Annotated in this window: 12 protein-coding genes; 5 read left to right on the top strand and 7 right to left on the bottom strand. The window is 59.6% G+C overall.

Translation table 11 applies throughout. The features are described 5' to 3' along the window. Window positions 1-39: 39 nt before the first annotated feature. On the bottom strand, window positions 40-948 hold the full coding sequence (locus tag CJU94_RS39315) for an integrase core domain-containing protein (RefSeq protein ID WP_244221215.1): 909 nt from the start codon (window positions 946-948) through the stop codon (window positions 40-42). Between CJU94_RS39315 and CJU94_RS39320 the strand changes: the two genes are divergently transcribed. The 4 genes from CJU94_RS39320 to CJU94_RS39335 are packed head-to-tail and all read left to right on the top strand — an operon-like array spanning window position 926 to window position 6,490. After that, window positions 926-2,374, top strand: a complete 1,449-nt coding sequence (locus CJU94_RS39320) for a site-specific integrase (protein WP_095423881.1) — start codon at window positions 926-928, stop codon at window positions 2,372-2,374. The genes CJU94_RS39315 and CJU94_RS39320 overlap by 23 nt on opposite strands. Window positions 2,375-2,397: 23 nt before the next feature. Next, on the top strand, window positions 2,398-4,251 hold the full coding sequence (locus CJU94_RS39325) for an integrase (RefSeq protein ID WP_244221216.1): 1,854 nt from the start codon (window positions 2,398-2,400) through the stop codon (window positions 4,249-4,251). Window positions 4,252-4,256: 5 nt separating this feature from the next. Then, window positions 4,257-6,131: an integrase gene (locus tag CJU94_RS39330; protein ID WP_244221217.1), complete on the top strand. Its 1,875-nt coding sequence runs from the start codon at window positions 4,257-4,259 to the stop codon at window positions 6,129-6,131. Next, entirely contained in the window at window positions 6,128-6,490 is a 363-nt protein-coding gene (locus CJU94_RS39335) for a hypothetical protein (RefSeq protein WP_095423884.1), read from the top strand. The genes CJU94_RS39330 and CJU94_RS39335 overlap by 4 nt, the downstream gene beginning before the upstream one ends. On the opposite strand, the gene CJU94_RS39340 is transcribed toward CJU94_RS39335, so the two are convergent. Continuing rightward, window positions 6,426-7,517: a hypothetical protein gene (locus CJU94_RS39340; protein WP_208645447.1), complete on the bottom strand. Its 1,092-nt coding sequence runs from the start codon at window positions 7,515-7,517 to the stop codon at window positions 6,426-6,428. The two genes, CJU94_RS39335 and CJU94_RS39340, sit on opposite strands and share 65 nt — an antisense overlap. Further along, on the bottom strand, window positions 7,514-8,185 hold the full coding sequence (locus CJU94_RS39345; protein ID WP_244221218.1) for a hypothetical protein: 672 nt from the start codon (window positions 8,183-8,185) through the stop codon (window positions 7,514-7,516). The genes CJU94_RS39340 and CJU94_RS39345 overlap by 4 nt, the downstream gene beginning before the upstream one ends. 519 nt (window positions 8,186-8,704) lie before the next feature. On the opposite strand from CJU94_RS39345, the gene CJU94_RS39350 reads away from it, so the two are divergent. Next, window positions 8,705-10,837 carry a phage integrase family protein gene (locus CJU94_RS39350; protein ID WP_244221219.1) on the top strand — a complete coding sequence of 711 codons (2,133 nt, stop codon included), beginning with the start codon at window positions 8,705-8,707 and terminating at the stop codon, window positions 10,835-10,837. 279 nt (window positions 10,838-11,116) lie between these two features. On the opposite strand, the gene CJU94_RS39355 is transcribed toward CJU94_RS39350, so the two are convergent. The 4 genes from CJU94_RS39355 to CJU94_RS39375 form a co-directional block, all read right to left on the bottom strand. Continuing rightward, on the bottom strand, window positions 11,117-11,689 hold the full coding sequence (locus CJU94_RS39355) for a hypothetical protein (RefSeq protein WP_095423886.1): 573 nt from the start codon (window positions 11,687-11,689) through the stop codon (window positions 11,117-11,119). 63 nt (window positions 11,690-11,752) lie between these two features. Further along, window positions 11,753-12,928: a helix-turn-helix transcriptional regulator gene (locus CJU94_RS41220; protein WP_157763915.1), complete on the bottom strand. Its 1,176-nt coding sequence runs from the start codon at window positions 12,926-12,928 to the stop codon at window positions 11,753-11,755. 696 nt (window positions 12,929-13,624) lie between these two features. Beyond that, entirely contained in the window at window positions 13,625-14,728 is a 1,104-nt protein-coding gene (locus CJU94_RS39370; protein WP_095423889.1) for a ParB/RepB/Spo0J family partition protein, read from the bottom strand. Beyond that, window positions 14,721-15,806 carry a ParA family protein gene (locus CJU94_RS39375; RefSeq protein WP_157763916.1) on the bottom strand — a complete coding sequence of 362 codons (1,086 nt, stop codon included), beginning with the start codon at window positions 15,804-15,806 and terminating at the stop codon, window positions 14,721-14,723. The genes CJU94_RS39370 and CJU94_RS39375 overlap by 8 nt, the downstream gene beginning before the upstream one ends. Between the last annotated feature and the right edge of the window lie 142 nt (window positions 15,807-15,948).

Genomic DNA, 15,948 nt, shown 5'->3' on the forward strand with positions numbered 1-15,948 from the left:
GATTTCCTGTCGCACGCGCAGCGAATGTGGCGTAAAGCACTAGGGACGGGCGGCAGTCAACACCCCCAGTTCTGACCCGTCCATATGGAACGCGTGCAGATGGCGGATGTCCTTGACGTTGAAATACATGCGAAGCTGCTTGCCGATCAGCCCTGCGATGCCCGACAGCACCCGGCTGTCGTAACGCACGTGTTCGAAATTGATATGCGGGCGCTCGCCGCGGTTCACGTTGCCGCGAATGGTGACAACGCGGGCCTCCTGAAGCAGGCACAGCGTGCTGCGCCGGGCTACAGGTAGCGTACGCAGCAGGCCGTCCTGCTTTTCGAGCAGGAAATGCATTGCCTCGAGCGGCGTACGCCCGCCCAGTCCCCCATGAGGCTCGCCATTGTAGTTGGCGAGAACAACGTAGATCACATCTTCGAGCTCGTCGAGCGTCATCATCAGCGAAGCGTTCTCGCCGACATCATTGAGCACACGTTCGACTGCGCGCGGATCGCTGCCCGTGGTCGCCGGCAATCTGTGCGCGAAATGCGACGCGAGCTGATCGAAGAAGCGCTCAATCAGCGCGCGTTCGTTCTTCTGGTCCAGTGGCCCGTTGTCAGCTGTGCAGCCGATGACATGGGTCAGGCGCTCAAGTGTCGCCTTCGCGAAATGTGCCTTCGCTGCGTCAAAGCGGAATGTGCCCCAGCACGCCCACGCGGTACCCGGAATCGCCTCGGACGGGAAGCCTCCGCCGGGTCTGACCGCCAGCGCCGGAATCTTCGAAGCGCGGGCTGTGTGTGGCATCAAGGCTCGCCTGCAAGGCCGCGGCAATGTCGTCCTTGTTGTACTCGCGACCGATATGCGCAAGCCAAGAACGATCTCCTGATACTCGCAGGCTGTGTTAAAGCGGACACCTCCACAAACACAACAGAGGATCTGGGCGATGATCGCAAGAAGAACCACCATCCGGCAACTACCGCTGACCGAGGTCGTTGACCGCGACACTCCCGGCGTGACGCCGGTTAGCATCACCACACCCGAGGGCGGCACCATCTATCACACGGTCCCGCTCGCAGACCCCGCCACCGGCAAGCAGCGCGACGCACGCTCGCAGTGGATCTCAAGCACCTTCCCTCTCTTCCCCGTTGTCCGACTTGCTGACGGCGCGCCGTGGGCTGAAGCGAACATCTGGCTCATCGATATGCTGGAGGCGAAGTCCTCGCCCAACATGTTGACGTACGCCAGCATCGCTGACGATCTGGCGGGGTTCCGTCGTTACCTGGATGACGAGGGTATCGACTGGCTAACGTTCCCCGCAAACAAGCGACAACGGCCGACCTACCGCTATAGCGCATCGATCAAGCTGGCCGTGCAGGCAGGCGAACTGTCTGCAGGAGTCGCGAAGCGTCGCATGGGTGCTGTAGTGCGCTTCTATCGCTGGCTCATAACCGAAGCAGGCTTCAGGCCCGCGAACGCGCCGTGGGTCGAATCTGATCGTTTCATTGGGTTCAAGGACCAGAAGGGATTCAGCGGCGTGATCGAGGTCAAGACCACTGACCTGTCGATCCGCTGTCGCCGCGCGGAAGACCCGTGGGACGATCGCATTCAGGACGGCGGTCGCCTGCGCCCGCTCTCCTCTTCCGAGCAGTCGGTGCTACTTGAATCGTTAGCCGCTCTCGGCAACATCGAGATGACGCTGGTTCATCTGTTCGCGCTGTTGACGGGAGCTCGCATCCAGACGGTACTGACCTTGCGTGCGAAACACGTAATGTGCAAGCCGGGCGAGTTTCACGGCGATGACTTCCGTCTCGCCTGCGGGCCGGGTACGGGCATCGACACGAAGGGCGGTGTCAAGGGCGTGTTGCACCTGCCGCGCGGTTTCTACGAGCGGCTGTACATCTACGTGCACAGCGATCGTGCGCGCAAGCGTCGCCAACTGGCAGACGGCGGCGATCACCCCGACCAGCCGCTCTTTCTGAGCTATCGCGGTGCGCCGCTCTACGAGGATCGCGCATCGCGCGGCCCGGTCAGCACTGGCCCTCAGGTGCGCCGTCACGTCAAGACTGGACAGGCCGTGCGTCAGTTCATCAAAGACGAACTATTGCCCATGATGCGCGCGCAGCTCGGCAACCTCAGGTACGAGTTTAGCTTTCACGACCTGCGTGCAACCTTCGGGCTGAACATGGTCGACGCGATGACCGCGAATGAGACCAAGTACACGCGGGCGCTCGATCAGTTGCGGCAGCTGATGTGGCACACACGACTGTCCACGACCGAGGGCTATCTCAGCTACCGCGAGAACCGCAAGCTGTTCGACGCTGTGCAGGACAGCTGGGGCACACACCTGTCGACGCTGGTCACGCGCGCCCTGGACACTGCGGTGGCAGTATGAGCCGCCAGTACGAGGAAGTTCGCATGCCGATCGCGGTGGGCACGACGCTGCTGCACCCCGAGCGCGCGCTGCTCAAGTGGGAAGGCATTCGCAACCGTTCCGATATCGGACAGATCTGCTACCTGACGCGTGACACGTCGAACACGCGGCAAACGCGGCACACTTTCGACCCCAGAAGCTTCAGCAGCGAACGCACCAAGGTTGTACGCCTGCTGGTAACGCAGCTTTCTGAGCGTGTGACCCTTGGCGCCAAGCGTCCTGAGACTATCTACGGTGCTCTGCGCGGCGTGCTTGACTTCGTCAACTGGGCCGACAGGCTGGGCTTGCATCAAGTGCTCTGTGATGAGAAGGCTACGGCGGATGCGGTTCATCGTTACTTTCGTGAGAAGCGTGAACAGGTCCCGCTGGGCAACCTGAACCACAATACCGTCGCGCGCATTCAGCATAATCTGCTGTCGATGCTACGTGAGTTCTTCAGAAACGACGACTTCTGCGCCGATGCGAGGGTGCTGCGCCAGCAACAGTATGCTTATGCACCGACAGTTGTGCCCGACGCCGAGGCACAAGCCGCCTTGCTCGCGTGGGCTGACGCGCTCTTCAGCAGCATCAGCACGCTGGTGCTCGAATTCAAGCCATATCCGGTGCGCGTGACCACGGCGCGAGGTGAGAATCTTTGCCTTGTTCCGCACACACATAGCCGTAGTGAAGGGGACGACTCGAACGGCTTGCTTGGCTGGAATCTGGAGACGGGACAGCTGCGCACCCTGGAAGAACTCAAGAGGCGCATGGCCGAGGCTGGAGCTAAAAATCCTCGCCATCGTTCGTGGGCCATCGTTCGGTTAACGGCTAAACATCTTGCGGCGGCCAACGAGGACGCACAGTCACCGATCCGCCGCTCGCACGCTTCAATGGCGGCCTTTTGCTTCGCCACGCTGTTTCTGGCTGAAACGGGCGTCAGCCTCGCGCAGCTGCTGGCAATGAAGTGGAGCCCGGAGCTCGCCGCGAGCCTGCAGGATGCGTCTGTTGTACGTCAGAAGTTTCGCGAGGTTAAGTACCGTGCAGGTGGAATGGAAGTTACGTTCACCGTCTCGCTGGCCTTCATGCCAAAGCTCAAGGCGTATGTGGCATTGCGCAAATATCTTGTGCAGGACGCAAACTGGGACGCGTTGTTCATCGTAGTCGGGCATCATGCGCAGCTGCGGCGGCTAGCGGGTCTCTCAACCCAATTCCTTGATCGGCTTTACAGTCGACTCCGCACGCTCGGGATTGTGCTGCCGCGCATTAGCGCACGTCAGTGGCGTGCGGCAAAGCAGGATTGGGCAATAAGCAATCACGGCCCCGTCGTCGCAGCCAAGTTGATGGGCCACTCTTTGGCCACGGCGCTGCGCTCGTACTCGAACGGCACGGACACCGCGCACAAGGCTGAGATGGGCGCATTCCTCGCTTCAGTCGAGAAGACCGTGCTGAAGGCCGGCAACGACCCGGCGGGCACCATCAAGAGCGCGGTGGGCGTCTGCATCGAGTTCCACAAGCCTGCGCCGATCGCGGCTTCGGTCACCGTACAGCCTGACTGCCGCTCGACCGAAGGTTGCCTCTTCTGCGACCAGTACCGCGTGCACGCTGACGCCACCGACATCCGCAAGCTGCTGAGCTGCCGTCACTGCGTCAGGCTCGTGAGCGGGGGTGCTGGCTCGTTCGAGCAATACGAGAGCTCGTTCGGCGCGGTGCTGCGGCGCGTTGACTTCCTGCTGGTCGAACTGCGCAAGCGCGATTCCGCGCTGGTCGGTCAGATCGAGCGCGACGTTGATATTGATGGAAATCTGGACGCTTTCTGGTCGACCAAGCTCGATCAGCTTTACGAATTGGGAGTGGCATGAACAATATGCTGATCGCGGCGCTCGCCGAACGCCCCGACTGGTATCGCATCGAAGACGATGCGGTCGTCACGCGCGACACGGATGGACACCCTGCTTCGCTGTTCGGTGACGACGCCTGGGACATCCGTGCATATGCGATTGGATCGCGCCGCACCAATATCCACTTTAGGGGTCACCCGCCTAACGACGCAGGCCGCATCCTTTCAGATACGACTACGCGTCAGTGGAAGCAGGTCATGTACTTTCTGATGCACGAAGCGACCGAGACGGTACCGGCGTCCAGTACTCTTCAATCTTGTTCAGTTTACCTGAAGGACTTCATTTTCTTTGCTGCCGAACGCCAGCTTACTCTTTATGAGGGGCTATCCAACATCCCCGTTGTTCTGGACTATGTGGCACAAGCCGGGATGGACATGAAGGCCCAACGCCTTCATTCGATTCTGGCGAAGCTTCATCGGCTGGGCGCCGAGGCCACAGGGCTGCGCGTGCCGTTGACCCAACTGCATAAGCCTCTGCTCGAACGCTCCGCGCAACGCGCCGGAAACTCACAATACGCGGTCATCCCGACGCGGATCTACCAGCACTTTCTGGCGACCTGCGAGCATGACCTCGGGATCGCTGAGAGCGTCGGGAACGCGCTGTCGGACTATCTCGCGCGCGCATACGCCGGCGAGAGCCCTGACGTCTGTGCCGCACTGAAGACGGCTGCTGTCCACTTCGGGTGCAAGGACTCTCTTTACGTCGTTTCGTCGCTTGTGGCGAAGATCAGCGCGTTATGTCAGCTTGTCATCCTGTCGTTCACGGGCATGCGCGCAATGGAAGCGCAGAACCTGCCGTACCACTGTCTGAGCGAGACCCGGCTGGATGGTGTGACGCACTATGCCATCGAGGGCGTGACGACCAAGCTGTCCGGCGGGCGTCCCAAACGCGCATGCTGGGTGACGAGCCCGCTCGGTGCTCGCGCCGTCAGGCTCGCGCAACGGCTGTCTGGCGAGGCGCACCGTGCGCACAGCGCACCAGGCTACGCCGAATCGACGGACGGTTCCCACCTGCTGTTCTGTCGGATGGGTCTGCATCTTAAGTACGTGGCAAACCGGGCGCCCAGTACCATACATAACGAGGTCGAAGCTTTTCGTGAGCGCGTCTTCCCAACGATTACGGCCGAGGACATCGCCGAACTGAAGCGTGTCGACATGCACCGCGCATGGGAAGACGAACCGAACTACACAGTCGGGCAGCAATGGCCGTTCACGCGTCATCAGCTTCGCCGCTCGCTCGCGCTGTATGCGCAACGCAGCGGCCTCGTCACGCTGCCGACGCTCAAGCGTCAGTTGCAGCACATCACGCAGGAGATGAGCATGTACTACGCTCGTGGCTCGGCGTTTGCGAAGGGCTTCATCGACACCGACAAGGCTCACTTCGCGAAGGAATGGGCCGAGGCGCAGGGCCTGTCCGAGTACCTTGCGTACGCTGAGCAGGTGCTGTTCTCTGACGAGCGGCTGTTCGGCGGGCACGCAGCATGGACACGGAGCCGTGCCGTGCAGGCGTCGCCTGTGTCGGTCTACTCACGCGAGCAAACGGTGAGGATGTTCGGGAAGGGCGAACTGGCGTACCGCGAGACGGTGCTGGGCGGCTGCGCCAGCGTCGAGCCGTGCAAGTCGACGCCGCTCGACTGGATGCGTCTGGATTGCCTTGAATCGAACTGCCGTAACCTCGTGGTCGTGCCGTCGAAGCTTCAGCGCGTGATCAAGGCGCAGCAGGCCACTGTCGAGAAGCTGCGCGCTGTCGATGAGGCGAGCGTCGAGAGCCGCATCGAGGCACAGACGCTGCAACGACTGCTTGACGCGCAAGAGAAACTGATGAAACCGGAGGCCGCATGAGCGATGCCATGACCGACTATTACGCCGCCCTTGAGCGGCTGAAGAAGCGCAACGGTGCGCGTATCAACAACGATACCGTGGCAATCGAGGCGGGCCGCAAGAAAGGCAGCATCAAGAAGTCGCGCCCTCAGTTCGCCGAGCTGATCGAAGCAATCGATGCGGTCAACGTCGTAGGCGAGCGGCCAAAGCTCGAACTGACCGAACGTCTGAACCGCGCGAAGGGCAACGCGAAGGATCTGCAGGCACAGCTTGACGAGTCGCTGGCTCGTGAACTCGCCCTGCTGCGTCAGGTATTTAGCCTGCGCAAAGAACTGGCAGCGCTGCGTGGCGGTAGTGTCCTGCCCTTGCAGTCGCGCTAGATCTCGAAATACGATATAGCAAACTTGCGGAGGAAGATGGACACGCGATGGTCGTTGTGTCCACTTTTTCTCCCAATCTAATGGACACCCTGCAGACTGCCGATTTCAGTATTTTCAAGGTTCCGCCTGATGTCCATCGTTTTTCTCTTGCGCGTAGACCCAGCGCGAGCGCATAGCCAATCACTGCGCGGGTTGCCACATCGAGCACCAGCAGGATCCAGATCCTGTGCAGCACGAGCAATGTTTCGAAACCGAACGGATCGTCGATGCGCAGCGTCAGGCGCACGTCGATCTTGTGACCGTCGAATTCGACCTCCTCAAATGGACGGGTTGCGGGTTTGCGAACGGCTTCAGGATCGCCGTTCCAGCGATGGCTGATCTGCTGGGCGCCTGCTGCCCGAGCCGCCGCGTCGAAATTACGGTTCGACAGCGCGCGAGCATGACTGGCAAGCGATCGCTCGCCAAGATATTTCTGGTTGAAAGGATATTCGTGTGCCTGAATGCCCGACTGCCGGCATTGCGCAAGAAAGCCTCCATGCAGTCGCCACAGGTGCCGATGCACTTCGGTGAGCTCTGCATGCTTCCTGCTCCGTTCGGCGACCTTGCGTTCGATCCAGCGCGCGATGTCTGGATAACGCTGCAGCAACTGGCTGAAGGCGCCGCTGGCATTGCTTGCAATGCCCTCGCGGGATGGCTTGACCGGCGAGCGTCGGTCGTACGACCGCGTGTGCTGATAAGGGATCAATGCGCGGCAGCCGAAGATTCGACCATCGTCGTGCTGCGTGATGCATCGCTCGAAGACGCGATAAAGGTCGGTGAAACCCAGTTTCGTTTCCCGGCTGATTTCGCGCAAAGGTGTGTGGCCGTCCAAAAACAGCGTCATCGCCCGAATCCGGCGCTTCAGCAGGTCGCGCCCCTCATCAGAAAGCGCGCTGTCGTCTGCCGCCGGCCATTGACCAATATCGGCCAGATCGCGCGGAATGGAGCTTCGATCGAACCGCAATGCGCCGAAGGCGATCTGCTTCATACCAACTCCAGATAGGTATTCGGCCCCAGCGGCTCAAATGGAAGCGCCGGGCATCGCACGTCGCCGCGCAGTACCAGTCTGAAGACGACCGAGCGAACGAGCATCGGATCGACCGTCGCGAATTGCCGTTCGAGTTCTGCCAGCGTAGCGCCGTCGCTGCACGCGGTGATTACGCCGGGTGCCAATTTCTCGACTGGAAGCGTGTGACTAGCTGCCAAGTAACGAAGCATCATGATCCGGTTTTCGCGAAGCACTTGAGGGTCGTCGAGCTCCGTTGGACGAATCATCTGCAACTGCAACGAAGAAGCCCGACTCCACGACTGAAAAGCCGGGAACAGGAGACTGCCCTGCGCCGCTGACGTCGCTTCCGCCGTTCTCAGCAAAAGGCACAATTTCTCGTCGTTGTGCGTGCGGACCCAGAAGTCGACAACCCGGGGCGGCTTTGCATCAGGAATGCAAACGGGCCGCTCGCAATACGTAATCACGTGCGGATCTGATTCGAGGCGAACCCACAGATCGAGGGCGAGCCGCCCAAACAAGGTTAGCCGGCGCCCGAGCTTCGGACCGAAGAGATCATATCGGTGCGCGCCGTGCGGACGTGCGTTGTTGACTGCCCGCAAGAAACGTGGTGGTATCATCGACAACGCTCCGGTTTGGCCGACCATCATGTTTTAGTACAAAACGAGCCGGACATCCGCCCGTCTGACATCGACGGGTTTGCGGTTTCGCACGTCAATTCAATCATTACAGAATACGTATCAATCGCTACGTTTTTCGACGTCAATAAATGTGTATATGCACATTATCCGCGTTTTGGCGACCGGACTATCCGGCGACCGCGTCCAGCCGTGAAACAATCCAACGGAAAGACGGCGAAATTGGCCGCAAAGCCTTGCCGTCACTGCTTCTTAGGATGATGAAGTCGTCCACTTCCCTGTTTCACGAACGCGTCAGGTAGAGAGCGCCGGGGCATGTGACATTTCAGACATTCTCTTCCTTCGTTTGGCATTTCCGACTTTCGCTTCTTCACGCGCAGAAGCAAAAGTAATTACGACACAGACAGCAACCCAACCCTCGCCCATTGCCGGCTGACCGGAGGTGCTGCAACTTTCCCTTCAACCGACGGACGCTCAGGCGCGCAGCGTAGTGAACAACACATTTTCCGTAATCAGGAACAGGCCACGCGGATGGAACATACAGGCGAGATCGGGGACGTCGAGGATGTTGAGTTTCGCGAATTGCCGGATACGCCGGACCGGCCCGCAGCCCGGCCTCGGAAAGTGGTCGCCGGCGCGAAGGTCCGGCAGGCGCAGCACGGGAAATCGGAAGGCCGCCATATCGGGCTGCAGCATCTGGCGTTCTTCCGCGGCTATCTGGAGGGGCTCGATCTGGCCGAGCTGGCGGACCAGTATCTTGAGTTCGGCCGCAACGCCCGCAAGGCAGCGGCCACGCGCAACTGGCTGGTGACCGCTTTCGTCGCCGCTGCCCGCAAACGTGAGGATTTTGCCACCGCGCGACTGCTCGCGATCCGCCCGGCGGCGCTGGCCACGATCGACACGGCGGCTGCTCCCGCGCCGTCCCTGGGCGACTTCGCCGCCCAGCACGATCCGGACGGCTTCTACACCGAAAAGGAACTGCTCGAGCTGTTCACCACGCACCACGCGCGTCCAGGCGCGAGCGATGTCGCGGCGCTGCGCCGCCAGCAGCGCAATGCACGTCTTCGCATCCGGCAGATGGCAGCGCTCGACGCGCTAGCGCGCCTCGTGGTCGAAGATCCCAAACCGGAACACCACGTGCTCGGTTGGTTTGACACGGCGATTGCACTGCGCCTGTCGGACGTGGGCATCACCACGATCGGCAGACTGGTTCAGACCATCAACGCAGTCGGCTACCGCTGGTACCGGAACGTGCCGCGGCTTGGAGAAACGGGCGCACGCCGCATTGCAGCGTGGCTCGAAAATTATCGCGACGTCGACGGGCTCGGCATCGCGCAGGCGGCGCTGGTGCACCCGTCTGAGCGCGGCCTGCCGGCGCCGCAGTTGCGACGTGAACCGGTCACTGCAATCGTACCGCTGGAGTATTTCGTGGCGCCGACAGATCGCGACGGCTCGCGCGGCGCCAACCGCAATCCAAACAAGAACAACAGTGGCGCAGCGAATGACCTGCAGGCTATAGCCTTCTGGCTGGCCGACTACGAGAATCCGAATACGCGTGAGAAGTACCGCGCCGAGGCCGAGCGGCTGCTTCTCTGGGCAATCTTTGCGAAAGGCAAAGCCCTGTCGAGTCTCGACATCAATGACGCGCGCGACTACATCAACCGCTTCCTCGTTGATCCCCAACCGGCCGCGCAATGGGTCATGAACCGGGCCGTGCCGCGGGGCGATCCCGAGTGGCGCCCTTTCCGCGGCCCGTTGTCGGTCAAGAGCCGCCAGGACGCGCTCGCGGCACTCAAAAAATTCTTCGGCGACCTCGTCAACGCACAGTATCTTGACCACAACGCGTTTGCAAAGATCAAGGTTTTCCTTGGCAGCGAAACCGACGAAGCTGGCAATGAGCGCCGGGTTGCCGCCAAGCCCCGCGTTCAGGTCGAGCGCAGCCTGACGCGCGAAGCTTGGTCCTTCGCGATGCGCGTGCTAGACGCCCTGCCCGACTCCGCCGCCGCCGCTCGCATGCGCTTCGTGCTTGCGCTCACATATAGCACGGGCCTGCGCCGCGCCGAGGTGTGTGGCGCCTTCACGGACGATATTAGCGTCCGTTACGCCGGCGCTGAACTTGGCTCCATCCATCTGCTGCGCGTGGTCGGGAAAGGCGCGAAGGAGCGCTTCATTCCGCTCGTGCCTGCCGTACTGGAGGCGCTTGGCGACTATCTGGAAACGCGGGAATTCCCTCGCGATCCCCTCGTCTGCCCGGTCGGCACTCCGCTTATCCCCGCGCTGCCCGACAAACAGGACATTGGCCGGGTGCGGCGTGAAGCGGCCGCGCGCGGCGACGATGTTCACAAGGCGCTGGCAGCGCTCGCCCGTCAGGCTGGGCCCATCCATCACGACCAGTTGTACAAGGCAGTGAAGCGGTTTTTTGCTACCGCCACCGCCGCAGCGTTGCGCGAGAATTCGCCGCATGCCCGCGCATTCGCAGAAGTCAGCCCGCATTGGTTACGGCACACTTTCGTTTCACACGCGGTCGCGAACGGCATGAGTCTCGAGAGTGCGCGGAATTTTGCGGGCCACGACTCGCTCGATACGACGTCGATCTACGCGACAGCGGAACTCGGCCGTCAGTATCGGGAAGCTGAAGCATTCCTGCGGCGGGCTTCAGCTTGAGGCGCGCGACGTTGCTTGCGTTTGCGTATGGCGCCGGTCGACGCCGGATGAACTGTGCGGCGGCCTAACCGCCGGTATCAGCGTTCCTCGCAGAAATCGACCTACCGGCCTGCTGTTAGAAAACTGTCAGAAAAGGGATTGAAACGCCTCAGTCATTCGCCTGCACTGCCCCTCCTGCCAGTTTTCTGACATCAATCTCAGCTTTCAAGCCCTCCCCATTGCAAGCAAGATGGCGCGAAGCGCCGTGTCGCTAGAACGATGGCATTTCAGTATATAAGGTCATCTTCCAGTCCCAATCAGCAGCTTCGCTAAGGAAAGCGCCGCGTCATCCGCGGCCAGAACTGCATTAACAATGGTCTCGATCTCTCGAGCGCGTAACGCCACACTGGCAAAGTCCGGGGTGTCGATGCGCAGGTATTTTCTGCCCTTCGCAATGCTGATTCGGACCGCCTTCTTTGGTAGATGCTGTCCCGTGGTCAGAAAGGCGAAGATATCAGCCGTCGTGCTTCCAGGAGAAAGACTTGAAGCGCGCTCCGAAATAAGTTTCTCTCCGACCTCCTTGATTAAAGCGTGGAGTGTGGCGACTTCAGCGCTCGACAGCGGCTTGTCGGCGATCGCCTCCAACAGGCTTTCGGGCAATCGACCGACTGCCACCATCCTTGACGCATGAGACTTCGAGACGCCAAGGCCAGCTGCCATAGCCCTTTGGTTGAGCCATAGGCCCCGTTCGATCATTGCCGCATAGAATCGGCCAATCACAACCACCGGAGCCTTGGCGGCACGGAGCCGGTTGTGTACAGCCACCGCGGTGAGCTGGTTCGGAATTTGACGAGCGCTAAAGTCGTACTGCATGTTCAGGTGCCTCACTTGATCGTTTGGATCTTACGTCCGGAGCTTATCGTTCTGGTATGCGTGTCAAGAACGCAGTCGCCTGCGAAGCTGGTCTCGCAGAGCGCTAAGGGCACCGAGCGCAACCGTGTCGGGTCGCTTTTGGGAAGGACTAGCGGGCGGGACGCACGCCGTCGCACCGGTGACAACAGGCCATAGCCCCGCGGCGATAGCTGTCATCGCGTCATCGGCCATGCTGAACGGGACGCTGCCGTGCCGCCCCTCCCCAACGACGAGGAAGGCTCCGTCGTCCACCTGCCAGTAGCGGCCCCTTGGGTCAACGTATCGCTGCCCCTTCAGATTCGCGATAAGTGCTCTTCTGGCTTGGGTCTCCCTCTCCTCACGCCGCTTAGCCTCGGCTTTGGCCGTTTCCGCCAGCCTCGCTTTCGCGATGGCTTCGAAATCAAGAGGTAACGAGATGAGCGACGAAAGATAGGCGAACAACTCGCGGCCACGTAGGGCACCGAGAGACTTGGCCGCATGAGCGACCACGTTTGACAATCGGGTACCAGCTTGGCGCGCTTTTTTCATGAGCGAGAAGAGGCCCGACAAGCTAAGTTCGTTGTCGGTATGCAGCCACGCCAGATCGGCAGGGACTGTTCTGCCACTTATTTTGCAAAAAGAGCCAGGGCCTCGGCCCGGCTGATTCTTCAAAGAAGACTGCTTGGGGTTCTTGTTTACGTCTTGCACCGGTGCAATATCGCGTCCACGCTCAGTCGGCAACAAGCCGAGCCGACGTACAGCTTCGGCGGTCAAGCGTACGAAGGCGACCAGTTTCAGGGCGCGTCCAATGCGCCCTTGGTCGTCCCGCTCGATCAAGCCGGCGTTCTGCAGAACCGCGAGTGCGCGATAGACAGTCGCTTCGTTGACGCCTAGGCGCTGCGCAACAGTGGACTTTTTGATCCATATATCGCACGTCGGATTGTGTTGACTGACTCCATAACGAATCAAACACGCAAGAACTCGTCGATGATTTTCTGAGAGATCGATGTCAGTAAAACCCTCGTACACAACGACCAACGCATTCGCAATTTTTCCAGGTAAGGCTGAAAGATGAGACGCTGACGATTCAAAGCCTTCGTTGGCGAGCTCAGTTGTCGAAGCCGGAGACGTCTGAATCGCTTGTACGTTTCCGGAGCGAGTCGTTCCGTCTAGATGTGCGTTATTCAGGCCGGCAATAGCCGGTAGGCAAAGCGAGTCCATTCACGCTTCCTTTTTTCGTGAATTTTCTGGGAAAGCGTTGACAGCGCCCCGGACTCTTCCTAGACTCTCATATGTTGATGTTGAGGTTCGAAAGGGCGCCAACCCTTTTAGGAAGTACCAAGTGCCGCAACTCTGCAAAAGCCAAGAACGCCAATTCTTGGCTTTTGTTTTTTGGGATGCTCCTTCTATGTCTTCATAGCGTCCTCCGCCTTCGATGGTGTACAAAAGAAAAGGGCCCAGTGATGGGCCCTTTTCTTTTGCATCGCGCCGCTTGGCAGCGGTCGCCTATCTCCTGTTCGATCGGTTTGCAGCGTCCTGGCATCTCGCTGCAACGCAAGAGTCCCGCGGAGACCGTGCACCGGTGCAACATCGGACGCCGGGAATTGAGCTTGTACCGGTGCAACATCGGACGCCGGGAATTGAGCTTGCACCGGTGCAACACCGGAGGCCGCGTATCGGGCTTGCACCGGTGCAATGCGTGCGTGGAGGTTATGACGTTGTACCGCTGCCACGTGGGGGCCGGTACAAACTGGCTTCGGCAAAAAGCCCGAGCAAGCCCATACAACAATTTGCACCGGTGAAATACAGCCTTGACCCAACGTCCGGAACCGGTCGCTTTGGCAGAATGGAATGGGAAGCGTCGCGGAATTCATCGCGATTGCATTTCCCCTCACATCTTCCAGAAAAAGGGTCATATCAGTTTCCGCCCCTTATCTTAGCGAGTCTCTGTTCCAGCGCCGCCAACAAGTCGTCGGGACCTTCGCTAATCAGACCGGAAACAACTTCAAATACGTCCGAGAGGACCTTGTAGTTCTCGCTGGAGAGGGTGGCGGCGGTCGAAAGCTTGAACTCCAACGCACCGTTCTCGTAGGTTCGGAACGAACCGACTTGGGTGGCGCCGGCCTTGATGGGGATGGCGACTAATGCCGACTTCCTCTGCTTTCGTTCTGTATCGGATTTCGCTTCTTTAACGATCGCTTCGATCGCCCGCCTGCCGTGCTGTGAATCCACGACTTCTTGGCATTTGGCCAGTATCGCTTCTTCGGGCATACCGCGGTCGACGAGCTGCGCAAGTACGGCCGCCACCGAATACGGAAACCGGTCCGCGTGCGAGTGCATGAAGTCCAGGATAGCGGGCGGGAACTTCTTATACGCTACCATCCGGGAGACGGTTGACGGTGCAAGCTCTAGTTGCTCCGCGATTGCCGCAGCCGTTGCGTGGCCCTCTTCGATAAGCGTTCCCCACTTGATGCCCTTATCGATAGGGGAGATAGCCTCGGTCGCGTCCGTCTGCTTGAAGGATGCAGTATAGAAAGCAAGGGGATCCTTCGGATCGATGTCTAGCTCAAGCGTCCACGCTTCTCTTCGGTTGAGCAGCTTCAGACCGCGGAAACGTGTCTCTCCGTCGATCACGAAATAATGGCCCGGCTTATCGGGGTTTTTCGTAATCGTGATTGGCACCAATTGCCGCGTTGCAGCTATCTGGCTGGCGATCTCGCGCACGCGCTCAGCGGAGCGGTGTACCCGGGCATTCCAAGGGTGCGTATCCAGGAGATCGATGGATACCAGGCGTCCTAAGGAGTCGTCAGGCGCCCGCGACTCATCGTGCTGCGCGGATGCTCTGCGCTCATTGGGCGAGCCGCGTGACTCACTTTTGTCGGTGTCAATTAACTCGTCGAGTGACTTGCTCGCGCCCGTCGGCGGCGTATGCAAGATCATTCCCGCGCCACCGTCGCGGCGTTGCGTACCTTGGCTTCGAAGTTGGGCGACGAAGTCGGCGTCGTTGGTGCTCTTACCCATCGATCAGCCCCATCCGATTTAGAAGTGCATCAGCGCTGTCGCGCAGTTCTGCAGCAGCTTGACTGCTCGGCTTTGATAGAACCAGCGGAAGGTCAGATTCACCAGTTAGGGCCTTAGGAAAATCCTCGCTTCGGCGGATAGAACTCTCGAGCCACGCATCGCGATACGTTTGCGTAATAGTCATTAACTGCGTCATGACTCGCACCCGGTTCGGATCGAAGAAATTCCCGACAATAATTAGCTCAGGGCTTCTATCGAACTGGTCGTGCATCTCTGTCAGGACGCTCGACAAATACGACAGCGCCTTTGTCGAGAATTTTTCCATCGACACAGGCGAAATGACGTAGTCCGACGCTAACAGCGCACCACGAGTAATCCGGTTTTTCGCTGGAGCCGCGTCGAAGAGAATGATGTCGTACTCTGACACGTCAAAATGTTGGTCTTTCTTCGACAAGCCGTCCTTAATCAAACGTGCCAAAATCAGGTCCGCGTTGCGACCTTCAAGCGTTTCGTAGGTCAGCATGGTGTCGAGCCGATCGAGGTTCAGGTCGGCGGGAACGATATGCGGACCATACTCGCCGTATGGCTTTTTGATCGCTTCTTGCAGCGTTATCCGGCCCGAAGACGACGGATAACCTGGAATGAGGTTGCCGAAGTGATACTCAACGATTTTCGATTGACTGATTCCCTGCTCTAACGCTTCTTCTCGCGTCAACTCCGAATCGTAGCCGAAGCTCAGGGTAAGGTTCGCTTGGAAATCAAGATCGATGACGAGTGTTCGTAAGCCCTTTAGCGCGAATATAGTCCCGAAGTTGCTAGCAAGCGTGGTTTTGCCCACTCCACCCTTCGGCGCGTAAACAGTGGCGACGACTTGTTTTTTCTTGGCGGACTTGCTCCGCCGATTAGCACGGTAACGCGCTAACTCGAAAATGTTTTCGATGGAAAACAGCCGCGTCTTTGGTCCCGCTTCCTGCCGAGCCACCTCGATGCCCGACTCGTCAACCATCCTGCGAACAGTGTCGCTTGTGGTGGCGAGAAGTTGGGCTGCGGCTTGCACCTTGAATGGCTTAGTCGACAAGGCGGACCTCGTTAGCATTTATGAAGTTGGGCTAGATTGTGGACGCGAGTCCGTGGTCGTGCAAGGATTTTTTCGGGTCCGGGGGAAAAATCCTAGCGCCAATTATTAAAGCTGGTAGTGGCGTGTGCGCCTCACAGCAAGG

This window comes from Paraburkholderia aromaticivorans (genome assembly GCF_002278075.1).
In the GTDB taxonomy this organism is placed as follows: Bacteria; Pseudomonadota; Gammaproteobacteria; order Burkholderiales; family Burkholderiaceae; genus Paraburkholderia; species Paraburkholderia aromaticivorans.